The sequence below is a fragment of the Candidatus Pelagibacter bacterium nBUS_44 genome, from assembly GCF_051200895.1.
Lineage (GTDB): Bacteria > Pseudomonadota > Alphaproteobacteria > Pelagibacterales > Pelagibacteraceae > Pelagibacter.
Genome location: NZ_CP172838.1, coordinates 315,341 through 336,775, shown reverse-complemented (window position 1 = coordinate 336,775; position 21,435 = coordinate 315,341). Strand labels below are relative to the sequence as shown.

The 21,435-nt window shown below is 30.0% G+C and carries 20 protein-coding genes; 8 read left to right on the top strand and 12 right to left on the bottom strand.

Annotated elements, in window-relative coordinates:
• Together ACIJYB_RS01775 and ACIJYB_RS01770 are read left to right on the top strand one after the other, a co-directional pair.
• Complete coding sequence (locus ACIJYB_RS01775; protein WP_435151658.1) at positions 1-1,131, top strand: diaminopropionate ammonia-lyase; 1,131 nt, start codon at positions 1-3, stop codon at positions 1,129-1,131.
• A 4-nt stretch (positions 1,132-1,135) separates the two neighbouring features.
• Positions 1,136-2,557, top strand: a complete 1,422-nt coding sequence (locus ACIJYB_RS01770) for a cryptochrome/photolyase family protein (protein ID WP_435151656.1) — start codon at positions 1,136-1,138, stop codon at positions 2,555-2,557.
• An 8-nt stretch (positions 2,558-2,565) separates the two neighbouring features.
• Here ACIJYB_RS01770 and ACIJYB_RS01765 read toward each other — a convergent pair whose 3' ends face one another.
• The 8 genes from ACIJYB_RS01765 to ACIJYB_RS01730 are packed head-to-tail and all read right to left on the bottom strand — an operon-like array spanning position 2,566 to position 10,018.
• The gene (locus tag ACIJYB_RS01765) at positions 2,566-2,985 is read right to left on the bottom strand and encodes a secondary thiamine-phosphate synthase enzyme YjbQ (protein ID WP_435086570.1); all 420 of its coding nucleotides are present in this window, start codon (positions 2,983-2,985) and stop codon (positions 2,566-2,568) included.
• Entirely contained in the window at positions 2,985-4,040 is a 1,056-nt protein-coding gene (gene zapE / locus ACIJYB_RS01760) for a cell division protein ZapE (RefSeq protein WP_435151653.1), read from the bottom strand. Before zapE ends, ACIJYB_RS01765 begins: the two co-directional genes overlap by 1 nt.
• Positions 4,040-4,471 carry a hypothetical protein gene (locus ACIJYB_RS01755; protein ID WP_435151651.1) on the bottom strand — a complete coding sequence of 144 codons (432 nt, stop codon included), beginning with the start codon at positions 4,469-4,471 and terminating at the stop codon, positions 4,040-4,042. Before ACIJYB_RS01755 ends, zapE begins: the two co-directional genes overlap by 1 nt.
• 2 nt (positions 4,472-4,473) lie before the next feature.
• A complete protein-coding gene (locus ACIJYB_RS01750) occupies positions 4,474-5,769 on the bottom strand; it encodes a PQQ-binding-like beta-propeller repeat protein (protein ID WP_435151649.1) in 1,296 nt (431 codons plus the stop codon).
• The gene (locus ACIJYB_RS01745; RefSeq protein WP_435151647.1) at positions 5,762-6,406 is read right to left on the bottom strand and encodes a hypothetical protein; all 645 of its coding nucleotides are present in this window, start codon (positions 6,404-6,406) and stop codon (positions 5,762-5,764) included. The genes ACIJYB_RS01750 and ACIJYB_RS01745 overlap by 8 nt, the downstream gene beginning before the upstream one ends.
• Positions 6,407-6,408: 2 nt before the next feature.
• Positions 6,409-9,078, bottom strand: a complete 2,670-nt coding sequence (gene acnA / locus ACIJYB_RS01740) for an aconitate hydratase AcnA (RefSeq protein ID WP_435151644.1) — start codon at positions 9,076-9,078, stop codon at positions 6,409-6,411.
• Between the two features lie 4 nt (positions 9,079-9,082).
• Complete coding sequence (locus tag ACIJYB_RS01735) at positions 9,083-9,673, bottom strand: LysE family translocator (RefSeq protein ID WP_435151642.1); 591 nt, start codon at positions 9,671-9,673, stop codon at positions 9,083-9,085.
• 3 nt (positions 9,674-9,676) lie between these two features.
• Entirely contained in the window at positions 9,677-10,018 is a 342-nt protein-coding gene (locus ACIJYB_RS01730; RefSeq protein WP_435086556.1) for a tRNA-binding protein, read from the bottom strand.
• Between the two features lie 27 nt (positions 10,019-10,045).
• On the opposite strand from ACIJYB_RS01730, the gene argE reads away from it, so the two are divergent.
• Genes argE through ACIJYB_RS01710 form a run of 4 tightly spaced genes read left to right on the top strand, consistent with a single transcriptional unit; the run spans position 10,046 to position 13,661 of the window.
• The gene (argE, locus tag ACIJYB_RS01725) at positions 10,046-11,236 is read left to right on the top strand and encodes an acetylornithine deacetylase (protein ID WP_435151639.1); all 1,191 of its coding nucleotides are present in this window, start codon (positions 10,046-10,048) and stop codon (positions 11,234-11,236) included.
• Positions 11,237-11,275: 39 nt separating this feature from the next.
• A complete protein-coding gene (gene puuE, locus ACIJYB_RS01720; protein WP_435151637.1) occupies positions 11,276-12,178 on the top strand; it encodes an allantoinase PuuE in 903 nt (300 codons plus the stop codon).
• Complete coding sequence (alc, locus tag ACIJYB_RS01715; protein ID WP_435151634.1) at positions 12,178-13,167, top strand: allantoicase; 990 nt, start codon at positions 12,178-12,180, stop codon at positions 13,165-13,167. Before puuE ends, alc begins: the two co-directional genes overlap by 1 nt.
• A complete protein-coding gene (locus ACIJYB_RS01710) occupies positions 13,167-13,661 on the top strand; it encodes an ureidoglycolate lyase (RefSeq protein ID WP_435151631.1) in 495 nt (164 codons plus the stop codon). The genes alc and ACIJYB_RS01710 overlap by 1 nt, the downstream gene beginning before the upstream one ends.
• Positions 13,662-13,704: 43 nt before the next feature.
• Here ACIJYB_RS01710 and ACIJYB_RS01705 read toward each other — a convergent pair whose 3' ends face one another.
• From ACIJYB_RS01705 to speB, 3 genes are all read right to left on the bottom strand, one after another.
• On the bottom strand, positions 13,705-15,153 hold the full coding sequence (locus tag ACIJYB_RS01705; protein WP_435151629.1) for an NCS1 family nucleobase:cation symporter-1: 1,449 nt from the start codon (positions 15,151-15,153) through the stop codon (positions 13,705-13,707).
• A gap of 186 nt (positions 15,154-15,339) precedes the next feature.
• Positions 15,340-16,776, bottom strand: coding sequence for an aldehyde dehydrogenase family protein (locus tag ACIJYB_RS01700; protein ID WP_435151626.1), 1,437 nt, complete (start codon positions 16,774-16,776; stop codon positions 15,340-15,342).
• Between the two features lie 20 nt (positions 16,777-16,796).
• Positions 16,797-17,756: an agmatinase gene (gene speB, locus ACIJYB_RS01695; protein WP_435151624.1), complete on the bottom strand. Its 960-nt coding sequence runs from the start codon at positions 17,754-17,756 to the stop codon at positions 16,797-16,799.
• Positions 17,757-17,812: 56 nt separating this feature from the next.
• On the opposite strand from speB, the gene ACIJYB_RS01690 reads away from it, so the two are divergent.
• Positions 17,813-18,541: a putative zinc-binding metallopeptidase gene (locus tag ACIJYB_RS01690; protein ID WP_435151621.1), complete on the top strand. Its 729-nt coding sequence runs from the start codon at positions 17,813-17,815 to the stop codon at positions 18,539-18,541.
• A complete protein-coding gene (locus tag ACIJYB_RS01685) occupies positions 18,538-19,182 on the top strand; it encodes a peptidylprolyl isomerase (protein WP_435151618.1) in 645 nt (214 codons plus the stop codon). Before ACIJYB_RS01690 ends, ACIJYB_RS01685 begins: the two co-directional genes overlap by 4 nt.
• Positions 19,183-19,184: 2 nt before the next feature.
• Here ACIJYB_RS01685 and ACIJYB_RS01680 read toward each other — a convergent pair whose 3' ends face one another.
• Positions 19,185-21,407 (bottom strand): 3-hydroxyacyl-CoA dehydrogenase NAD-binding domain-containing protein, encoded by a 2,223-nt coding sequence (locus ACIJYB_RS01680; protein WP_435151615.1) that lies wholly within the window; start codon positions 21,405-21,407, stop codon positions 19,185-19,187.
• Positions 21,408-21,435 lie beyond the last annotated feature (28 nt).

Below are 21,435 nucleotides of genomic sequence, written 5' to 3'. Positions count from 1 at the left end.
ATGGTAACTTTATCTAACGGTCATCAATGGAAGTATTCTGAATTTTTAGATAATAAAAATTATTCATTTGATAAAAAACAAATTTTCAATTCACTATCTGAAAAAGAAATTGATGATGCTTATTCTAGTATTTCAAAATGGGAAGGATATGCCCCTACTCCATTAATATCTCTTAATAAATTATCTAATGAGTTAGGTTTAAATAAAATTTATTACAAAGATGAAAGCAAAAGATTTGATTTAAAATCATTTAAAGCACTGGGAGGTGCCTATGCTGTTGAAAAAGTAACCCAAGGAAATAAAAATATCACTGTTGCAACTGCAACTGCTGGAAATCATGGAAGATCTGTTGCATGGGGTGCTAGAAGATTAGGACTTAAGTGTAAAATCTTTATTAGTGAGTTTGTTAGTGATGCTAGAGGTCAAGCTATGGCTGACCTTGGTGCAGATGTAATTAAAGTTAAAGGTAATTACGAAAAATCACTAATAGAATGCATTAAGCAATCCACAGAAAATAATTGGCAAATAGTACAAGATGTAGCTTGGAAAGATTATATGCAAGTTCCAACATACACGATGGCTGGTTACACAGTTATGATGAAAGAAATTATTGATCAAATTAACAATGAAAAAATTTCTCATATAATTTTACAGGCAGGTGTTGGTGGAATGGCCGGTGCAATGGTTGCAGGTATTGCGAGATACTTAGACAACGTGCCTGTTACATTGGTGGTTGAACCTGATAGTGCAGCTTGTGTTTTAGAAAGTATTAAAACAGGAAAAATAGAAAAAATTGACATTAAAAGAGAAAGTCTCATGGGTGGTATGTCGTGTGGAGAAGTATCATTAGTCCCATGGGAAATTTTAAAAAATTCAGTTAAACATTGCATCAGTTTACCCGATGATGATATTGCAAAAACTATGAAATTACTTGGAAACTCAGGTTTTAGTGACGAGCCTATTATAGCTGGAGAAAATTCTGCACCAGGAGTGATTGGCTTAATTGCTAGTTGTGAGGATCAAAATTTAAAACAAAATTTAAAATTAAATCAAAATTCAAATGTTTTAGTTATTGGTTGTGAGGGTGATACAGATCAAGAAATGTACCAGAAATTAGTTAATCAAAATTAATTACATGTCAGATACAGGTATTTTTTGGATAAGAGATGATTTTAGAATAGAAAACAATCCTGCATTGTCATTTGCAACTCAAAATCATGACAATGTAATTGCCTTATTTATCTATAATAATAAAAATTTTGATAATCAAACTGAAGCTCAAAAGTGGTGGGTTTCAAAATCATTAGAAGTTTTTAAAACAGATTTATCAAAATATAATATTAATCTTCAAATAGTTAAAGGTGATGAGCTGGAAGTTTTATCCAAGGTTAAAAAAAAAGATAATCTTACAATATATTGGAATAAAGTTTATGAACCAGATGTTATTGCAAAAGGAAAAAAAATAAGAGATATTTTTATAAAAAATGAAATCAACTTTAAATATTTCAAAGGCAATATTTTAAATGAATTTCAAGAAGTAACTAAAAATGATGGAACACCCTTTAAAGTATTTACTCCCTTTTGGAGAACTGCTGAACAAAAATATTTAAGTTTAGCTCCTGCTAAAAATTATATTGTTAAAAAAAAGACTAAAGAAAAAACTTTTTTTAAGAACTGTATTGAAGCCAAAAGTATTTTACCCAAAAAAGATTGGTATAAAAAATTTGATAAATATTGGAAAATTTCTGAGAGTAATTCAAAAAAAATCTTGAATGATTTAATAGAGAGTAAAATTAAAGATTATGGAACTACAAGAGACATTCCATCTGTTGAAGGAACTTCGAAACTATCACCTTATATTAAACATGGTCAAATTCATGTAGCAAGTATTTGGAAAAAATGTAGTGAAATTAAATCTAAGGGAATTGGTTACAGAAAATATATTAATGAACTTGGGTGGAGAGAATTTTCACATAGTTTAATTAATTATTTTCCAGAATTTTTAAAAGGTAATTATAGAAAAGATTTTGACAAATTTCCTTGGGTCAAAAATGATAAATATCTTAAAGCATGGAAAAATGGAATGACAGGTTATCCAATAGTTGATGCAGGTATGAGAGAATTGTACGAAACTGGTTGGATGCATAATAGAGTTCGTATGGTAGTTGGATCTTTTTTGGTTAAACATTTGAGAATTAATTGGACTGAAGGAGAAAAACATTTCAGAAATTGTTTGTTAGATTTTAATAAAGCAAATAATGTTGCACAGTGGCAGTGGGTTGCTGGTTGTGGTGCAGATGCTGCACCTTATTTTAGAATTTTTAATCCAATCTTACAGGGAGAAAAATTTGATAAAGAAGGTCTTTATGTAAAAAAATGGGTGCCAGAATTAAATAAAGTACCAAGTAAATTGCTTCATAAACCTTGGGAAATGGAATTAAAATACCAACAAGCGATCAAAACAATTATTGGAAAAGATTATCCACAACCAATAGTTATTCATGAAAAAGCTAGAGCCTCTGCCCTAGAGGCCTTTAAAACCTTAAAAAATAAGTAGTTAATAGATTAATTCCCAATAAAATGATGAATTATTGTTCTATTTTGAGGGTTTAGCCTATGTTCAAATAAATATAAGCCCTGCCAGGTACCTAGCAACAATTCTCCTTCTCTAATACTTAATGAAATTTGATTATTGGTTAATGAAGACTTAATGTGCGCAGGCATGTCGTCTATTCCTTCAGTAGTATGGATATATAGTTTGTTATCCATAGGAGCTAATTTATCAAAATATTTTATTAAATCAGTTTGAACATCTGGATCAGCATTTTCTTGCACAATTAAAGATGCACTGGTGTGCTGAATACTTAAATTAAGTATCCCATTTTTAAAATTGTGTTTGTTAATCCATTCAATTGTTTGATTGGTAAATTCATATAATTTTTGACCACTAGTATCTATTTGAAGGTTATAAAATTCTTGTTTCATTAATAATTATCTACTGATGTTAGCTCATATAAACGGCTGATTGTTCGCTTAAAAGGTTTTTCTAATAATCTTGATGAGGTAAATTTATCCAAGTTTTGATTTGCTGTAACTGATATTGGAATGTTTTTATCATAAATTACATCTAATAAAGTGATGAAACGTTGTTGTTGATTTGAATTAGTGTCATCAAATTGTGGTATTTGATCTATTACAATAAATTTACAGTTTTTAACAATTTCTAAATAATCTTCTGCACCTAAGTTTTGATCGCACAGCTCATTAAAGTCAAATCTAACAACTCCTTCGTAAAACTTTTCTATTTTAAAATCTCTTCCCTTGACATTGATTGTTTTAAACGAATATTTTTTACCTTTTGTGATAGTTCTAAAAAATTTATTTATTTTAAAATTAGTTTCTTGATTAAGAGGATAAAAATATCTTTGTTTTTGATTATTGTTTGATTTTCTATAATCATCTTCAATCTTAAGTTCACATTCTGTGGACTTCTGTTCCATAATTTTAATGAATGGTTTAAATTGATCTCTTTGAAGACCATCTTTATATAATTCAGAGATTTTGGTGTTAGAAGTTACAATAATTTTAATATCTTCTTTAAAAATTTGATCAAACAATTTTCCTAAAATCATAGCATCAACTATATTTGTGACCTGAAATTCATCAAAATAAATTAATGAAGCTTTTGATTTTAAATTTTTTACAAAATGATTGATTATATTTTCTTCTTCTTTTTCTTTTTTTTGATAAACAAAGTCGTGAAAGCTTAACATAAACTCATTGAAGTGTAGTCTTAACTTTTTTTCTTTTACATGATCAAAAAAAAATTTTAAAATCATAGTTTTACCTACACCAACATCACCAAATAAATAAAAACCTTTTTTAGATGATTTTTTTGAAAATAAATTTAAAAAATAAGATTTAAAATTTTCTTGATAGTATTTTTCTAATCTCTTAACAACTTCTATTTGATTGGAATTAACTTCTAATTGTTGGCTGTTACAATAGGATATAAACTCTTTTTGAAATTTTTTTACCATTAATCTTTTTTAGTTTTGAAATCAATACCATATTCAGATCTTGAACCTTTTCGTAAGCCAAAAGGGCCAGGAATAAAAATTGTCATCGATTTTGTGCCTTCTTTTAAATCTACTCTATGATGAGCATTTGCAGAACGAAATCCTATGTAGCCAGGTCTTCTCCAAAATTTACCTTTTTTGGTAGTTTCCCAATATCCGCCTCTTAAAATAATAGTAATATAAGGGCATAAATGATTATGAACACCCTCTCCATGGTCATCTGCAAGCATTTCATGAATTAAAATGTTAAATGGAAACCATTTAGGTCTATATCTAAACAAAACATAATATCTATTTAACCAAGGTTTGGCCTCGTTATATCTTGAGTGGGAAGGACCTCTGTCTAAAACAACTTTTTTTCTACCGATCTTATCAAGAAATTTTAAGATCATAATTAATTATACTGAATGATAGATCCGTTTCTAACAACAAATAAACTTTGATTAAAAATAAATGGTCTTGAAGTAAAATTTCCTGCAATTTTCTCTACACCAATTACTTTACCAAGATTTAAATCTACAACTATCATCTTTCCATCTGTATTTGTTAGGTATAATTTTGTATCTCCAATAGCAAATCCTATTGGTTTAACATTTTTTCTTTTTTTAATTTTGTAATTTAAATAAAGATCACTGATACGAATAATATTTCCATTATTCTTCTCTACAACATATAAGTAACCTTCATTTGATATAGTAAAAATTAAATTTCCACTTGTGATTGGAGTTAAATTTGAATTAATTTCATTAATCCAATTTGTAATACCTGTTCTGACATCTACTGAATAAAATTCATTTTTATTATTTGAAAAATAAATTGATTTATTGTCAGATACTAATTTTGAAACTTTAAAATTATAAGTTTCATTTATAATGCTACTACTTTGCGTTGGTAATTGCCAAGTTATTAGACCTGAGTCAATATCAACAGCAGTAACATCTCCTATCGAGTTAGTAAAAATAATTAACTCCCCTAAGATAATTAATGAAAAATTTGAACTAGATATTGTAAAAGAATCCTCTGTTGGTAAGTTCCAGCATTCAGATCCATCATTAACATTATAACATCTTAATGTATTTTTATAATCAACTGCAAAAATTTTATTTTTGCTTCTCTTGATTTCAGAGTTAAATGGATAAATATTATTTTTAGACCAAATTAGTTCACCTGAATTAATATTAATTGAATAATATTTTGCAATACTATCTGTGATTAATAAATTTTGATCAACTAATGCGAAATTTAATTTGGGCTTTAATTTTTTTTCTGATTTTGAGTAATAATTTTTTTTCCATAAAACTTTTTGATTATTATCGTATCTAATAATAGAACCTTTTTTATCAAAAAATATTAAGCCATCATTTAAAAAAAGGGGTTTAAAGTTTAAATGATTAACATCATCTAGTTTTGAAAATTTATAACTTCCTACTTTATCAATTGACCCACTATAATCTTGAATTCCATAATTATTTCTGTTGTCTACAATTTTATTATTAATTTTAATTTTAGTTAGGTCTAATTTTAATTCTTGATTAAATTGAGTGACAACTTTTTTTTCAGAAAATACTTTTTTTATATTTTTAGGATTTTTTGTATCGACTTCTTTATTTTGCCAAATAGAAGAGTTCTCATTTAAAGAGCAATTATTTAAAAAAAATAATGATATAATTAAAATTAATAATCTATTCACTCAAATCTCTATTCAATCTTTTTTCAGCTTGTGACCATATATCTGAATTTGAGTTTTCTAAACTGATTATTTGATTGAAAAATTCTTTAGATTTTTGTTTTTGATCTTTTGAATAGAAATATTCTGCCATTAAATATAATGCATGGGATTTCCAAACACTGTCAGAATTAATCAATGGATTTAGAATATTTAATAGATCACTTTCTTGAGACTGGTCGGCATTAAACAATGCTTTTTTATAAATAATTAAATTCTTTATTTCTCTATCTAATGACGTTTTTTCAATTAAAATATCAAAATAACCGTTTATTTCACTTTGATTAGAAATCAATTTATTATCTATAATAAAGTATAGAGATAAAGGAGAATATGTTGGGTCTTGTTCGTTAATAATTTCAACTAATTTTTGAACTGTCGATCCTTTTACGTTTTCTGAAAAAGCTAAAGTGGTTAAATTGAATTTATTAGAAATATCTTTTTTCTTATTAGTTTTGTAGTTATCAAAACCATAAGCACCTATTAAAACAACAACCAAAACAATAGCTGTTGAGATAATTTTATTCTTATTATTTATAAAAAAGTTTCTTACTTTTTCATTTCTTGTATTACTATTTATAATTGAAATATCTTCTTCCATAATTAAATCATATTCCTTAAAACATATTGGAGTATGCCTCCATTTTTATAATACTCTAGTTCATTTTTAGTATCAATTCTGCATAAAGTGTTAACTTTTTTAATATCCCCTGACGCATATTTAATCTCTAAAATAACTTCATCAGATGGTTTTATTCCTTTTTCAACATCAAGAACACTTATTAATTCTGAGCCAATTAAATTTAAATTTTTCCTATTTACATTATCTGTAAATTGTAAAGGCAAAATTCCCATTCCTATCAAATTAGATCTATGAATTCGTTCAAAACTTTCAGCTATAACTGCTTTAACACCTAATAATTTTGTTCCTTTTGCAGCCCAATCTCTCGAAGAACCAGTGCCATATTCTTTGCCCCCAATGACAACTAAATCTGTTCCTCTTTTTTTATACTCAACCACCGCATCATATACAGGTAATACTTTTTTCTCTGGATATATTTTTGTAAAGCCACCTTCGGTTCCTGGAGCCATTTCATTTCTAATTCTTATATTTGCAAATGTTCCTCTCATCATTACTTCATGATTTCCTCTTCTTGAACCATAAGAGTTATAATCTTTTGGAAGAATTTGATGCTCCATGAAATATTCTCCAGTTGGACTTTCCTTTTGAATATTTCCTGCAGGAGATATGTGATCAGTTGTAACCATGTCACCTAGAATTAATAAAGGTCTTGCATCTTTGATTTCTTTAAATCCCTCTGGCTCATCTGATAAGTTGTCAAAGAAAGGAGGTTTTTTTACATATGTTGATCCTTCATCCCAACTGTAAATACTACTTTCTTCTGTTTTTATTTTTTGCCATTGGCTGGGTCCCTCTGAAACATTTGAATATCTCTTAATAAACATCTCGGCATTTAAAGAATCTTTTAGAGTATCTTCAATTTCTTTATTTGATGGCCAGATATCTTTTAAGTAAACATCATTTCCATCTTTGTCTTTACCGAGAGCATCTTTATATAAATCAACTTCCATGTGACCAGCGAGTGCATAAGCAACAACAAGTGGAGGTGATGCTAAATAATTTGCTTTAATGTGAGGAGAAATTCTTCCTTCAAAATTTCTATTTCCAGATAAAACAGACACTGCATAAATATTTTCTTTTTGGATCGCCTCAACTATATTTTCAGGCAGCGGACCTGAATTACCAATACATGTTGTGCAGCCATAGCCCACTAAATTAAAACCCAATTTGTCTAGATAAGTATTTAATCCTGCTTTTGCCAAATAATCAGTTACTACCTGAGAACCTGGCGCTAATGAAGTTTTAACCCACGGTTTTACTTCTAATCCAAGTTCAACAGCCTTTTTAGCAAGTAATCCCGCTCCAATTAAAACGTTGGGATTTGAAGTATTTGTGCAAGAGGTGATTGCTGCAATTAAAATTGAACCATCTTTAATCTCATACTCAGTATTTGAAACCTTTGAAATTGAGTGATCTTTTTTACTTGTTGCATCTACTAAAACTTTTTTAAATGAAGTTGGTGCATCTGTTAATAAAACTTTATCTTGTGGTCTTTTAGGTCCAGAGATCGTTGGAACCACTGTGGACATATCTAATGAAATGGTATCCGTAAATTCTATTTCATCACTTGACCATAAACCTTGTTCTTTTGCATATTGCTCAACAACATTTACTGTATGTTGGTCTCTTCCAGAAAATTTTAGGTATTTTAATGTTTCGTCATCAATTGGAAAAAAACCACATGTAGCACCATACTCAGGAGCCATGTTTGCAATGGTTGCTCTATCTGCAAGAGTTAAATTTTTTAAGCCCTCACCATAAAATTCTACAAATTTGCCAACAACGCCTTTATCTCTTAACATTTTAACTACAGTTAAAACTAAATCAGTTGCTGTTGTTCCTTCAGGCATTTTATTTTTAACTTCAAAACCTATAACTTCAGGAATTAACATTGAAATTGGCTGACCTAACATCCCGGCTTCAGCTTCAATTCCACCAACACCCCAACCTAAAACAGACAAACCATTAACCATAGTAGTATGACTATCAGTTCCAACTAAAGTGTCTGGAAAAAGATATTTATTGCCTTCAAATTCCTCTGACCAAACTACTTTAGACAAATACTCTAAATTTACTTGATGGCAAATTCCAGTTCCAGGTGGAACTATTCTAAAGTTATTAAATGCTTGCTGTCCCCATTTTAAGAATGAATATCTTTCACCATTTCTTTCAAATTCTATATCAACATTTTTTTCAAAAGAATCAGATTTCGCCGATTGATCCACTTGAACAGAATGATCAATTACAAGATCTACAGCAGATAATGGATTAATTGTATTTGGGTCTTTATTTTTATCTTTAACGGCTTCTCTCATGGCAGCTAAATCTGCTACAGCCGGAATACCTGTATAATCTTGAAGCAAAACTCTAGCTGGTCGGTATGCAATTTCAGTGTTTGATTTTTTTGACTTTAACCACTCTTTAATTGAATTAATCTGATTTTTATTAACTGACAAGTCGTCCTCGTATCTCAAAAGATTTTCTAACAGTACTTTTAAAGATTTTGGTAGTTTAGATATGCCCTCTAATCCATTTTGTTCAGCTTTATTTAGAGAGTAATATTTATAATTTGTGTCTTGTATTTTAATTTCTGAAAGTGAGTTAAACGAATTTTTAGAACCTGGTTTCATTTTTTTATATATAAAATGTTATTATGCTTAATAAAAGAAGTCCCGACATAGCATAATTAAAGTATTTAATAAATTTATCATTTGTCGCGAATTTCCTCAGAAATTTGCCTATAAATGTCCATAATGTAATACTTGTCGAAGAAAACAAGAATGCAAGAGCTACTACTTGTGTTGCATGATTCAAATAATTTTCTCCCAGCTCAACATAAGATGAAACTACAATTATAGCTACCATCACACCCTTAGGATTTAAGTATTGAAAAAGAAAAGTTTCAATGAACTTTACTGGATTTTCTTTTTTGATTTCGTCAGAGGCTGTTGAGGATGCAATTTTGTAAGCTAAATAAATTAAAAAAACAGTTCCAAGATACCTAATTATAATTTGAATTATTGGAAATAATTTAAATACATTAATTAATCCAATTGTTAATAAGAGAACTAAAGAAGTGAAGCCTAAAGTTGTTCCTAAAATATGTGGGATAGTTTTTTTAATTCCAAAGTTAAAACCTGAATAAGATGCAACTACATTATTTGGTCCAGGTGTATAAGCTGCAACAAACCAAAATAAAGATATAGATAAGATTTCTGGATGCATTGATTAAGCTATTGGAAGACCATTCTCAGATTTTTGAGAAGGATGAACTAGAACAACTTTTCCTTCTTTATCTATTGATCCTAATATCAGCACTTGAGATACTATGCCTGCTATATTTTTTTCAGGAAAATTGCATACTCCTATTACTTGTTTTCCTTTTAAATTATCTTCATTATAATAATGAGTAATTTGAGCAGAAGACTGTTTAATTCCAATCTCTTCACCAAAATCAACTTCGACTACTAGAGATGGTTTTCTTGCTTTTTCATTTTTCTTTACAGAGACTACTGTGCCTACACGAATGTCTACTTTGTCAAAATCATCAAAGGTAATTTGTTCTTTCATATAATTAATATATAATAATTGTTAAATATGAGTACAGAAAATAATTCAAAAACATTATTTGATAATTCAGTTCAAATTTTAACTGACCTGATAGCTTTTAAAACTATTTCAGGGGAAGATAACAGTTCATTAATTGATTATTGTGACGATATATTAAAAAAATTAGGGGCTACTTCTTTTAGAACTTACGATGATGAAAAAAAAAGAGTGAACCTATTTGCAACAATAAAAGCTAAAAACTCAAATAATAAGAAACCAATAATATTATCTGGTCATACTGACGTTGTTCCAGTTTCAAAAGGCTGGAGCTCAGACCCTTTTACCGCAACAGTCAAGGGAGATAAATTATATGGAAGAGGTTCGTGTGACATGAAAGGATTTATTGCTTGTACTTTAGCTTATGCTCCTATTTATTCTAAATCAAATTTAGATCGGGATATTCATTTCTCATTTACGTTTGATGAAGAAACAGCCTGTCAGGGAGCTCCAATATTAATAGAAGAGTTAAAACAGAGAAATATCAAAGATGGTATTTGTATTATTGGTGAACCTACTAATATGAAAATTATTGATGCTCATAAAGGATGTTACGAATACACAACTTATTTTAAAGGTCTAGCAGGTCATAGCTCAGCACCTCACAAAGGTGTTAGTGCTGTTGAATATGCATCAAGATACGTAAATAAATTAATTGAATTAAGAAAAAAATTAAAAGATAGAGCTCCAAAAGATTCTATTTTTGATCCACCTCACTCTACTCTTTCAATTGGTGGTGTGTTTGGAGGTATTGCTCACAATGTAATAGCAGACAAATGTCATGTAAATTGGGAAACTAGACCAGTTGTTAAAGAAGATGGCGTATTTTTAAATCAAGAAATCGATAAATATGCAAATGAAATATTGTTACCAGAAATGAAAAAAGTTTTTCCTAATGCTTCTATCGAAAAAGATATTATTGGTGAAATAGTTGGTTTTGATAGAAAAGATAAATCAGATGCCTGTGAGTTAATTTCAAGTTTAACAGGTGATAATTCTAGACAAGTTGTTTCATTTGGAACTGAAGCAGGTTTGTTTCAAGAAATTGGTATTAGCACTGTAGTCTGTGGACCTGGTTCAATTGATCAAGCTCATAAAATTGATGAGTTCATTGTCTTAGATGAGCTTAAAAAATGTCTGAACTTGCTAGATGGTATTAAGGTGGAGTCTGTTTCAAATTAATAAATTGTTAACCAATACAAAGTAAATTATAAATTTAACATGTCTAAAAAAGATCCAAGAAATATGATTGGGTATGGTGCCAAAGATAAAAAGATTAAATGGCCTAACAATGCAAAGATAGCTGTACAGATAGTTTTAAACTATGAAGAAGGTGCTGAAAATTGTGTTTTAAATGGTGACAAACATTCAGAAGTTTTTTTATCTGAGATTATAGGGGCACAACCAGTTAGAGGCAGGCATATTAACATGGAGTCTCTTTATGAATATGGCTCTCGAAGAGGATTTTGGAGATTACATAAAATATTTAAAGAAAAAAAAATTCCAGTTACAATTTTTGGAGTTGGAATGGCTTTGGCAAAAAATCCTCAAGCATGTAAAGCTCTAATGAGTTCAAATTACGAAGTAGCCTCTCATGGATGGAGATGGATTGATTATCAAAACATTAAAAAGTCTGAAGAAAAAAAACATATGAAAATGGCAATTGAAACTCATAAAAAAATATTTGGTAAAAGACCTCTAGGTTGGTACACAGGAAGATGTAGTCCCAATACTAGAGATTTAGTGTTTGAAGATGGAGGTTTCTTATATGATAGCGACTCATACAGTGATGATTTGCCTTATTGGGAGACAAGAAAGAATAAACAACAACTAATCATTCCATATACACTTGATAATAACGATATGAGGTTTGCAACAAATCAAGGTTTTAACACTGGTGATCATTTTTATTCCTATTTAAAAGACAGTTTTGATGCATTGTATGAGGAAGGTAAAACTAACCCAAAAATGATGTCTGTAGGATTACATTGTAGAATAATTGGCAAGCCTGGGAGAGTGCAAGCTTTGAAAAAATTTATAGACTATATTAAAAAACATAAAGATGTATGGATATGTAAAAGAGTTGATATCGCTAAACATTGGATTAAAAACTATTCTAAATAATGTCAAAAAAAATAATATTTACAAACGGATTAATTGATCTAGCGCAACCAAGGTTGGGATCAAAAGTAATATTTAGAACAGATGATTTTTTTGCATCTGCTAACAGAATTATTGACCCCTCTACACCTGTATTTAAGGACGGATTGTTTGATAAAAATGGTAAATGGATGGATGGTTGGGAGTCGAGAAGAAAAAGAACTCCTGGACATGATTATTTAATTATTAAATTAGGTAAACCTGGTTCCATTTTAAAAGTTAATGTTGACACATCTCATTTTAATGGAAATCAACCTTCAATGATTTCTATCGATGGTTGTAATTCAAAACCAAATAATACCAAAAATTTTAAGTGGAAAACTTTAGTAAGTAAAAAAAAAACTAAAGCAAATAGTCCACATATTTTTAAAACTTCATCCAAATCAGTTTTTACACATATTAAATTAAATATATTTCCAGATGGAGGTGTCGCAAGACTAAGACTTTATGGAAGTATATCTAAAGAAAATAATAATTTTACAAATAAAACTATTAACCTTGCATCTCTTTTAGATGGCGCATCAGTTATTGCTTGTAATAATGAACATTTTGGTAAGGCAGAAAATATTTTAGCACCAGGAAAAGCAAAAAATATGGGAGATGGCTGGGAAACTAGAAGAAGAAGAGATAAAGGGTTTGATTGGCTTATATTAAATTCTATTGATGGTGAAAAAATTGATAAAATTGAAATATCAACTCATCATTTTAAAGGAAACTTTCCAAGTCATTGCTCTTTACAGGCAGCTTATATACCGACTAAAAAATCTTCATCTTCAATTGTTAAAAACTCTAATAAGTGGAAAACATTGATGAAAAAAACTTCTTTAAAAGCTAACAAAACACATGTGTTTAAAAATAAATTAATGAAGAATGATAAAATAAATTTTATTAAGATTAATATTTTCCCTGATGGAGGTATTTCTAGATTTAGAATTTTTGGTAAAGCTAAATAATGAATATTACAATTACCCCAAAAGAAATCACTAAAGAAAATTTTTCTAAGTTTGGAGATATGATTGCAACAGATGGTATCAATCCAATAGAAATAAATGAAGGCTTTGCAAAAAGATTTGATGGCATAGCTAATCTTAATACCTCTAAGGATAATGGAGAGACAACTATTTGTATTTTTTCAGCCCTTAAAAGAACTTTTCCTATGAAAATAGATATGATGGAAAAACATCCTTTAGGTAGCCAAGCATTTATTCCAATGAAGCCAACTACCTTTTTAGCGTTTGTTGCACCTGCAGGTGACAAACCTGATTTAAATAAAGTTGAGTCATTCATTGTTCCGCCTGGCATAGGTGTTAATTACAATGCAGATGTATGGCATTTTCCTTTAATCTCTACTGAAGATATGAATTTCTTGGTTGTTGATAGAAAAGGATCTGGTGACAACCTTGTTATTAAAAATTTTGATAAAGAAGAAATAGTTTTAAAATACTAAAGCCCGCAACATTTCTGCAACGGGCTTTATTGTAATTTACTTTTTATTTTTTAGATATTGCTAGATGAACTGCAGCACCTAAAGATGCTCCAATTATCCAAGCATAACCTCCACCGCCACCTAAGTTAGCGAAGAAGTCACCTAAACCTAAAATTAAAATGTTTGGCCAAACAGTACCAACAGCAATATAACCTGAAAGTACCCAAGCTAAAATTGCTTTATGGTTAAAGCCACCATTGTAATGATACTTAGCTTTTTTACTAGCATCAAACAATGCATCAACATCTAATTTTTCTTTTTTAATTATGTAGTAATCAGTAATCATAATACCAAATACTGGAGCAAGAATTGCACCTAAAGTATTAACAAATGGAAATAAACCCATTTGAGTAATAACAGCAACCCACATTCCACCAATTACAAAACCAAAACCAGCAGTTATTAGTCCACCAGTTTTAAAATTGATTTTACTAGGCATTAAGTTCGCTAAGTCATACGCAGGAGGTATAAAGTTTGCAACCATGTTAATTCCAACTGTTGCAGCAAAGAAAGCAAATGCGGCAATAATTGTTAAACCTAAGTTGTCAACTTTCGCAACCATTTCTGTTGGACTTGAAACATACTCACCAAAAATGGCAATTGTTCCACCAGTAATCATTAAAGTAATAAAAGAGAATAAAATTACGTTTCCTACTAATCCCCATAGGTTACCTTTTTTCATTTCGTCTTCATTTTTAACAAATCTAGCAAAGTCACCAAAATTGATTACTACAGCAGCAAAATATCCAACCATAATTGAAAATACTGCTAAGAAAGCTCCAAATGATCCCAAACCTTCGAAACCACCAGATCTTTCTCCACTAGAAAATATAGTTCCAACTTCTGAAAATAATCCTCCACCAGCTTTAGCCCAGATAACTAGCATTAAAAGTATCATGACTGCATAAACAGCAGGACCAGCAAAGTTTAAGAATCTTCTAACAAGATCTATACCTTGCCAAAATAAATAAACTTGGAATGCTGATACAAATATAAATGAAACCCACATTACACCTGTCATACCAAGAAACATAACTTCGCCTTCCATTCCTGTAATTCCAGTGATTAAAAGTGCTACAGCAGTTGATGCTGCATAAGTTTGTGCTCCATACCAAAACATTGCAACAAGGCCTCTAGCCATTGCTGGAAAGTTTGCTCCAAAAACACCCATACTGACACGAGCGAATACTGGATATGGAATTCCATGTTTTACACTTGGTTTACCTGATAAATTCACGAGCCACATAATAAAAAATCCTGCAAGAATTAATGCAGCAAATACAGCCCAACCATTTAGTCCTGACGCTAAGAATAAAGATGCTGCCAAAGTATAACCAAATAAACTTTGAACATCATTTGCCCACACGTTAAAGATTTCGAACCATCCCCAATTTTTTTTAGCTTTTGGAGTTGGAGCTAAATCTGAGTTGTAGAGTTTTGACGATCTACTCATATTTTTCCCCCTTTTTTTGTTACAAGTTGAAGTAATCTTTAATTACATCTTCCTATTCTGCGACAGTATGTACTTTGAATAATAACTGTAAACAAAAAAAATACTAATATGTGTATATAATTACTTAATTAATGTAAAAAAACCTATTCTGATCACGAAATAAGTATAGTTTTCAATTATTTGAGATTATTCGTTCCAACCGCTAACTGCTTTAACTTCAAGATATTCTTCAAGCCCTAATTTTCCTGCTTCACGACCAATTCCTGAATGTTTGTAACCACCAAAAGGTGCGTCAGGTGCTAACCCAGCACCATTAATATCAACCATTCCAGATCTAAGTTTTCTTGCAACTCGGTTTGCTTTTTCTTGATCTTGAGTTTGAATAAAATTTAAAAGTCCATAAGGTGTATCATTTGCAATCGCGATTGCTTCTTCTTCTGTCTCGAACGGTATAATCGATAACACTGGCCCAAAAATTTCTGTTCTTGCAATTTGCATTTGATTATTTACATCAGCAAAAGCTGTTGGTTTAACAAAATATCCTTTATCTAAACCCTCTGGTTTACCCGTTCCACCAGCAACTAATTTTGCACCTTCATCAATTCCAACTTGAATTAATGATTGAATTTTATCAAATTGAGTTTTTGAAACAACTGGACCTATATGATCACCCTCTTTTGCTGCAACATCAACTTTCATAGAATTAGCAAAATTTTTAACTCTTTCAACTGCCTCATCATACATTGATTTTTCAACCAACATTCTTGTTGGAGCATTACAAGATTGTCCTGTATTTCTAAAACATCTTAGCGCTCCTCTTTCAACAGCCTCAGCATCAGCATCTTTAAAAATAATGTTTGCTCCTTTTCCTCCAAGTTCTAAACTTACTCTTTTAAAATCTTTAGCTGCATTCTGAGAAATTAAAGCTCCAGCTCTAGTTGAGCCAGTAAATGATATCATATTTATATTTGGGTGACTTGTTAAAGCGTTTCCTGTAACTGCTCCATCTCCATTAACTAAATTAAAAACACCTTTTGGTAATTTTATTTCATCAATCATTTCAGCTAATATCATTGAAGATAAAGGAGCTATCTCAGACGGTTTAAGTACCATTGTGCATCCTGCTGCAATCGCTGGAATCACTTTTAGACAAGTTTGATTCATTGGCCAGTTCCACGGAGTTATTAATGCACAAACTCCTTTTGGCTCATGTAAAATATTATTATTAAGAGCATGTTCACCTAATTTTGCTTCAAATGTATATTCTTTTAAAACTTTTATATAAGATTTTATATGACTTGCTCCGGTTCCAGCTTGTAATTGAGTTGAAAAATCAATTGGTGCTCCCATTTCAAGAGTTATTGCTTTGGCCATTTCAGCCCATCTTTTTTTATACACAACGTACAGGACTTCTAAATATTCTAATCTTTCTTCTTTTGAAGAAAATGCCCAAGTCTCGAAAGCTTTTGTTGCTGCAACTACAGCGTCATTTACATCTTCAACTCCACCTAAAGATATTACTGCGCATTCTTCTTCTGTTGAAGGATCTATTACTTTTAAGTCATTAGGTTTTTTTGGAGAAACCCATTCACCATTTATATAAAATTTTTTCTTATCTAGCATTTTGAGAAACTATCCTTTCTTTATGATTTTGCAAATAAATTTGTTAATTCGTAAACAATTGTTGCAGCCGCCAATGATGTAACTTCAGCATGGTCATATGCTGGTGAGACCTCAACCACATCAGCAGAAACTAAATTTAATCCTGAAAGTCCTCTTAAAACATTAACCATCTCTCTTGTAGTCATGCCAGCAATTTCTGGTGTGCCTGTTCCAGGAGCAAAAGCTGGATCTAAAACATCTATATCTATTGATAAATATAAAGGATTGTTACCTACTCTTTTTTTTATTCTTTCTGCAATTTTATCAGTACCTTCTGTTTGAAATTCATCACAATGAATTATCTTAAATCCAAAACTTTCATCATTTTTAATATCATCCCTACTATAAAGTGGACCCCTAATCCCAACATGCATTGAAGCATCATCTAAAAACAAACCTTCTTCTCTTGCTCTTCTAAATGGAGTTCCATGTGTATAGGGTGCTCCAAAATAAGTATCCCAAGTATCGAGGTGAGCATCAAAGTGGACTAAGGCAACTGGTCCATTACATTTTTTATTAATCGCTCTAAGAAGTGGAACTGCTATTGTGTGATCACCACCTAAACTAATTATACCACCTACTTTATTTAATAAATCTGTTGCCCCAGCTTCAATTTGTTTTATAGCTTCATCAATACTAAATGGGTTACAGGTAATATCTCCAGCATCTGCAACTTGTTGAACTTTAAAAGGTTCCACGTCATAACTTGGATGATAATTAGTTCTTAAATGTCTTGAAGCCTGACGAATACTTTGTGGGCCAAATCTTGCCCCAGGTCTATAACTTGTGCCAGCATCAAATGGTACTCCGACAATTGCAACATCACAACTTTCAACATCTCTTAGCTCTGGTAATCTTGCGAAAGTTGATGGGCCTGCAAACCTTGGAACTTTTGTTCCACTCACGGGTTGAACTGGGTTTTTATTACGTTCTTTTTTCATTTATAAACAAAATGTACCACATTCTTTTTAAATCGAATATCATCTAAATTATGCATATGAGGATTTTTAAGCTTGTTTTAATATTATTTTTTTTAATAACACCTGTAAAAGCTAATTCTATTTACAATCTAATCAAAATACCAAATTTAGAAATTTATGAATTAAAAACTACGAATAAACTGAAATATTTTTATGCAGCCAAGCCTTTTAGACTTGGGGTTCAGAAAAACATTTCTTGCATAAATTCTAACAAAAAAACTTACGATAAAAAATATCAAACTATATCTAAAAATTTGAGCAGATATTCAAAAGAATTTTTAAAAATAATTAATCTTAAATATATTGTAATGTGTGAAAACCTATCTATTTCAGGAATAAATACAGCCGGAATTCCAGATCATGTAATGAAAACATTAATTATAGATCTAAAATTTAATGAAAAGTATTTTGAACGAGTAATTCACCATGAATTATTTCATATTATTAACGATGGTTTTAAAGATTTATTTGATGAAGAAGAATGGAAAAAGTTTAATCAGCCAAATTTTAAATATGCAGATTGCTCCACTTGTTCAAAGAAATTAGGTCTTGAAACCTATAAAAAAACAAACGGTTTTTTTACTGAATACTCAATGACAATTCCATCTGAGGATATGGCAGAAGTATACTCGCATTTAATTATGGGAAATTATAAAAATTCAAATGATAAAATTCTTAATAAAAAAATCAAATTTATAAAAGATAAATTAAAAGAAATTGATAGCACATTTGTATTTAAGACATGATTAAAAAAGTTAAAGCCTCTCTACATGAAAAGTTAATTTTAATATTTCTAATATTATTAGGAATTTTTGCTCTAAGTTTTACAATACTAATAAAAAATAAATGTCTGTTTGTAAAAAATTTTGATCCTCAAAAAATTAATTATTCAAAACCAGAAAATATTGTTATGCTTAATGCTGAATGTGGAAATGTTATCATTGAACTTTATCCTGAAATATCTCCAAATGGAGTCGGGAGATTTAAAAAATTAATTAATTTACAAGCATATGATAATGTTGCTTTTCACAGAGTAATTAAAGATAAACTAGTTCAAGCTGGAGATCTTGAGTTTGGTAAAAAAGATCAATTAGATTACGGAAGAATTGGAACTGGAAAATCAGGTTTTGGTACTATTAAATCAGAGGTTGACGCTGAATTTAATTTTGAAAGAGGTACAGTTGGTTTAGCAAGATCTTTAAAATATGATACTGAAGATAGTCAGTTTTTTATTATTCTTGATGATGAGCCATTATTTGAAGGCGAATATACTCCTATTGGAAAAGTTATTTATGGTATTAAAGTTTTAGAAAAAATTAGATATTCTCATAGATCTGAATATGTCCTTAGACCTGATTTTATAAATACAATTAAAATGTTTAGATAAAATTAATTAACTAAAGGTTTGCCTGTTGCAAGTGTATGCTTAATTCTATCTTGAGTTTCTTTGGTCTCAATTAATCTCATGAAAGCATCTAATTCTAATTTATATAAATCATCTTCTGATAATGCTTTGTCAATTGAAGTGTCTCCACCACTTACTACATGGGCTAGTTCTTGTGCTACTTTTAAACCATGATCTAGGATTACCTTGTCATTATATAATTTATCTAAAATCTTATTCATTTCAGGAAGAACTGTTTTTCCTGGAAGATTAAATTTTGTCTCTAATGGAGCTTTAAAGTTTTTATTATTATTTAAAATTTCTTTTGAAACCTCAAGCAAACTATTTCTATTCATAATTTTTTTGTCTTCAGGTTTTAAATACTTCATAGGTTCTGCCTCAACTGGTGAAGTGGCCGTTTTGCCGTATCCAATTATATCAAACACTTTAAGAGGTGCATAATTAGGATCTTTTTTAGCCTCTTCAGTATCAAGCCATCTAGCCAACATTTCTTTACACCCCCCTCCAGCTGGAATTAATCCAACAATAGTTTCAACTAAACCGACAACAATATTTGTGTGGGAAGCTACAAAATTACTTTGAACCATTACTTCAAATCCACCACCAAGAGTTAAGCCAGAAGGAGCTGAGATTACTGGATGTTCAGAATATTTTAAGAGTTTACATGTTTCTTGAAAGTATTTAATAAATTTTTCAATTGATTTGAAATCACCTTTGTTTGCAAAATCCATCGTGTAGGTTAAATTTACTCCAGCAGAAAACTGCATACTCTCGTTAATAATGATCAAAGGTTTGTCAGTTGCTTTTTTAAGAGCATCCATTGAGTCATAATCAAGTGCATTAGCTTTAGTTATAAACTCAACAATATTGTAATCATTAAAACGATAAATCTGGGCTGAGTTATTTCCATCAACACTGATTGCTTTCTTTTTAACTTTTCCTAATGTTTCAATTTCAGTATACTTTTGTCTAGAGCCATAAAAATCTTGATTTTTATTTTTAGATAAATTTTCTAGAAACTCATTTCCTTCAAATGAATCTATTTTATTAAAAAAGTTTTCAACACCAATTTCCTCTAGCATTTCAAACGGGCCTTTAGTCCAATTAAAGCCTAATCTCATTGCTTCATCTATGTCATTAAAATCTTTAGTAATTCCAGGCACTAAAGATGATGAATATTTTATAATTTTTGAAATAACAGCCCAAGCATATTCGCCAAATTTATCATCTCTTGAAATCAAAGAATTTAAATCAACCATTTCAGATCCAATATTAATTTTTTGACTTTTTGAAAACTCACCAGTTTCAAGATTAATTGCTTCCATAACCTTAGTTGCGCCAGTTTTGTTCATTCTATAAAAACCGCCCTTACCTTTTCGACCAGTATAACCTGTTTCAATCAACTTTTTGACAAGAGGGATTTCTTTAGCAACTTCTTGAAAAGGATCATTTGCTGACAATTCCTTAATAAAACTTTTGAGAACATCTGCCATTAAATCAATTCCTATTAAATCATAAAGGCCAAAAACACCTGTTTTTGGAATTCCCATAGGTCTACCAAAAATTGCATCTGCTTCTTCGATACTGAGTTTAATTTTAAAAGCTTCGGTCATTGCAACTTGCATTGCAAAAACACCTATTCTATTTCCTAAAAATCCTGGGGTATCATTACAAACAATTGCTCCTTTTCCAAGCTCCACTTCGCAAAATTTCTTTAAAGAGTTGATTTTAGCTAAATCATTATTTTCATTTTTAACAATCTCTAACAGACCCATGTATCTAACAGGATTGAAAAAGTGAGTGATACAAAAATCTTTTTTTTCTTCTGATGTTAATTTTTCAGACAAAACTTTAATTGGAATAGATGATGTATTCGATGAAACAATCGCTCCTGCTTTTCTATCTTTAAATATTTTTTCATAAATATTGTGCTTAATATCAATCCTCTCAACTACAGCTTCAACTATCCAGTCAGCTTCATTAACTACATCAAAATTATCATTAATATTTCCTATTTTAATATTTTCAATTTGTGATTTATCTAATAGCAGTGGAGGTTTTGATTTAAATATCTTATCTCTCGCTTTTTCAGAAATTTCAGTTGTAAGATCTAACAATGTAACAGGTACATTTGCATTACATAAATGAGCAGCTATTCCGCTTCCCATAGTTCCTGATCCAATGACTACAACTTTTTTAATATTCATATTTTAATTTTGAAAGAAAATTTATATT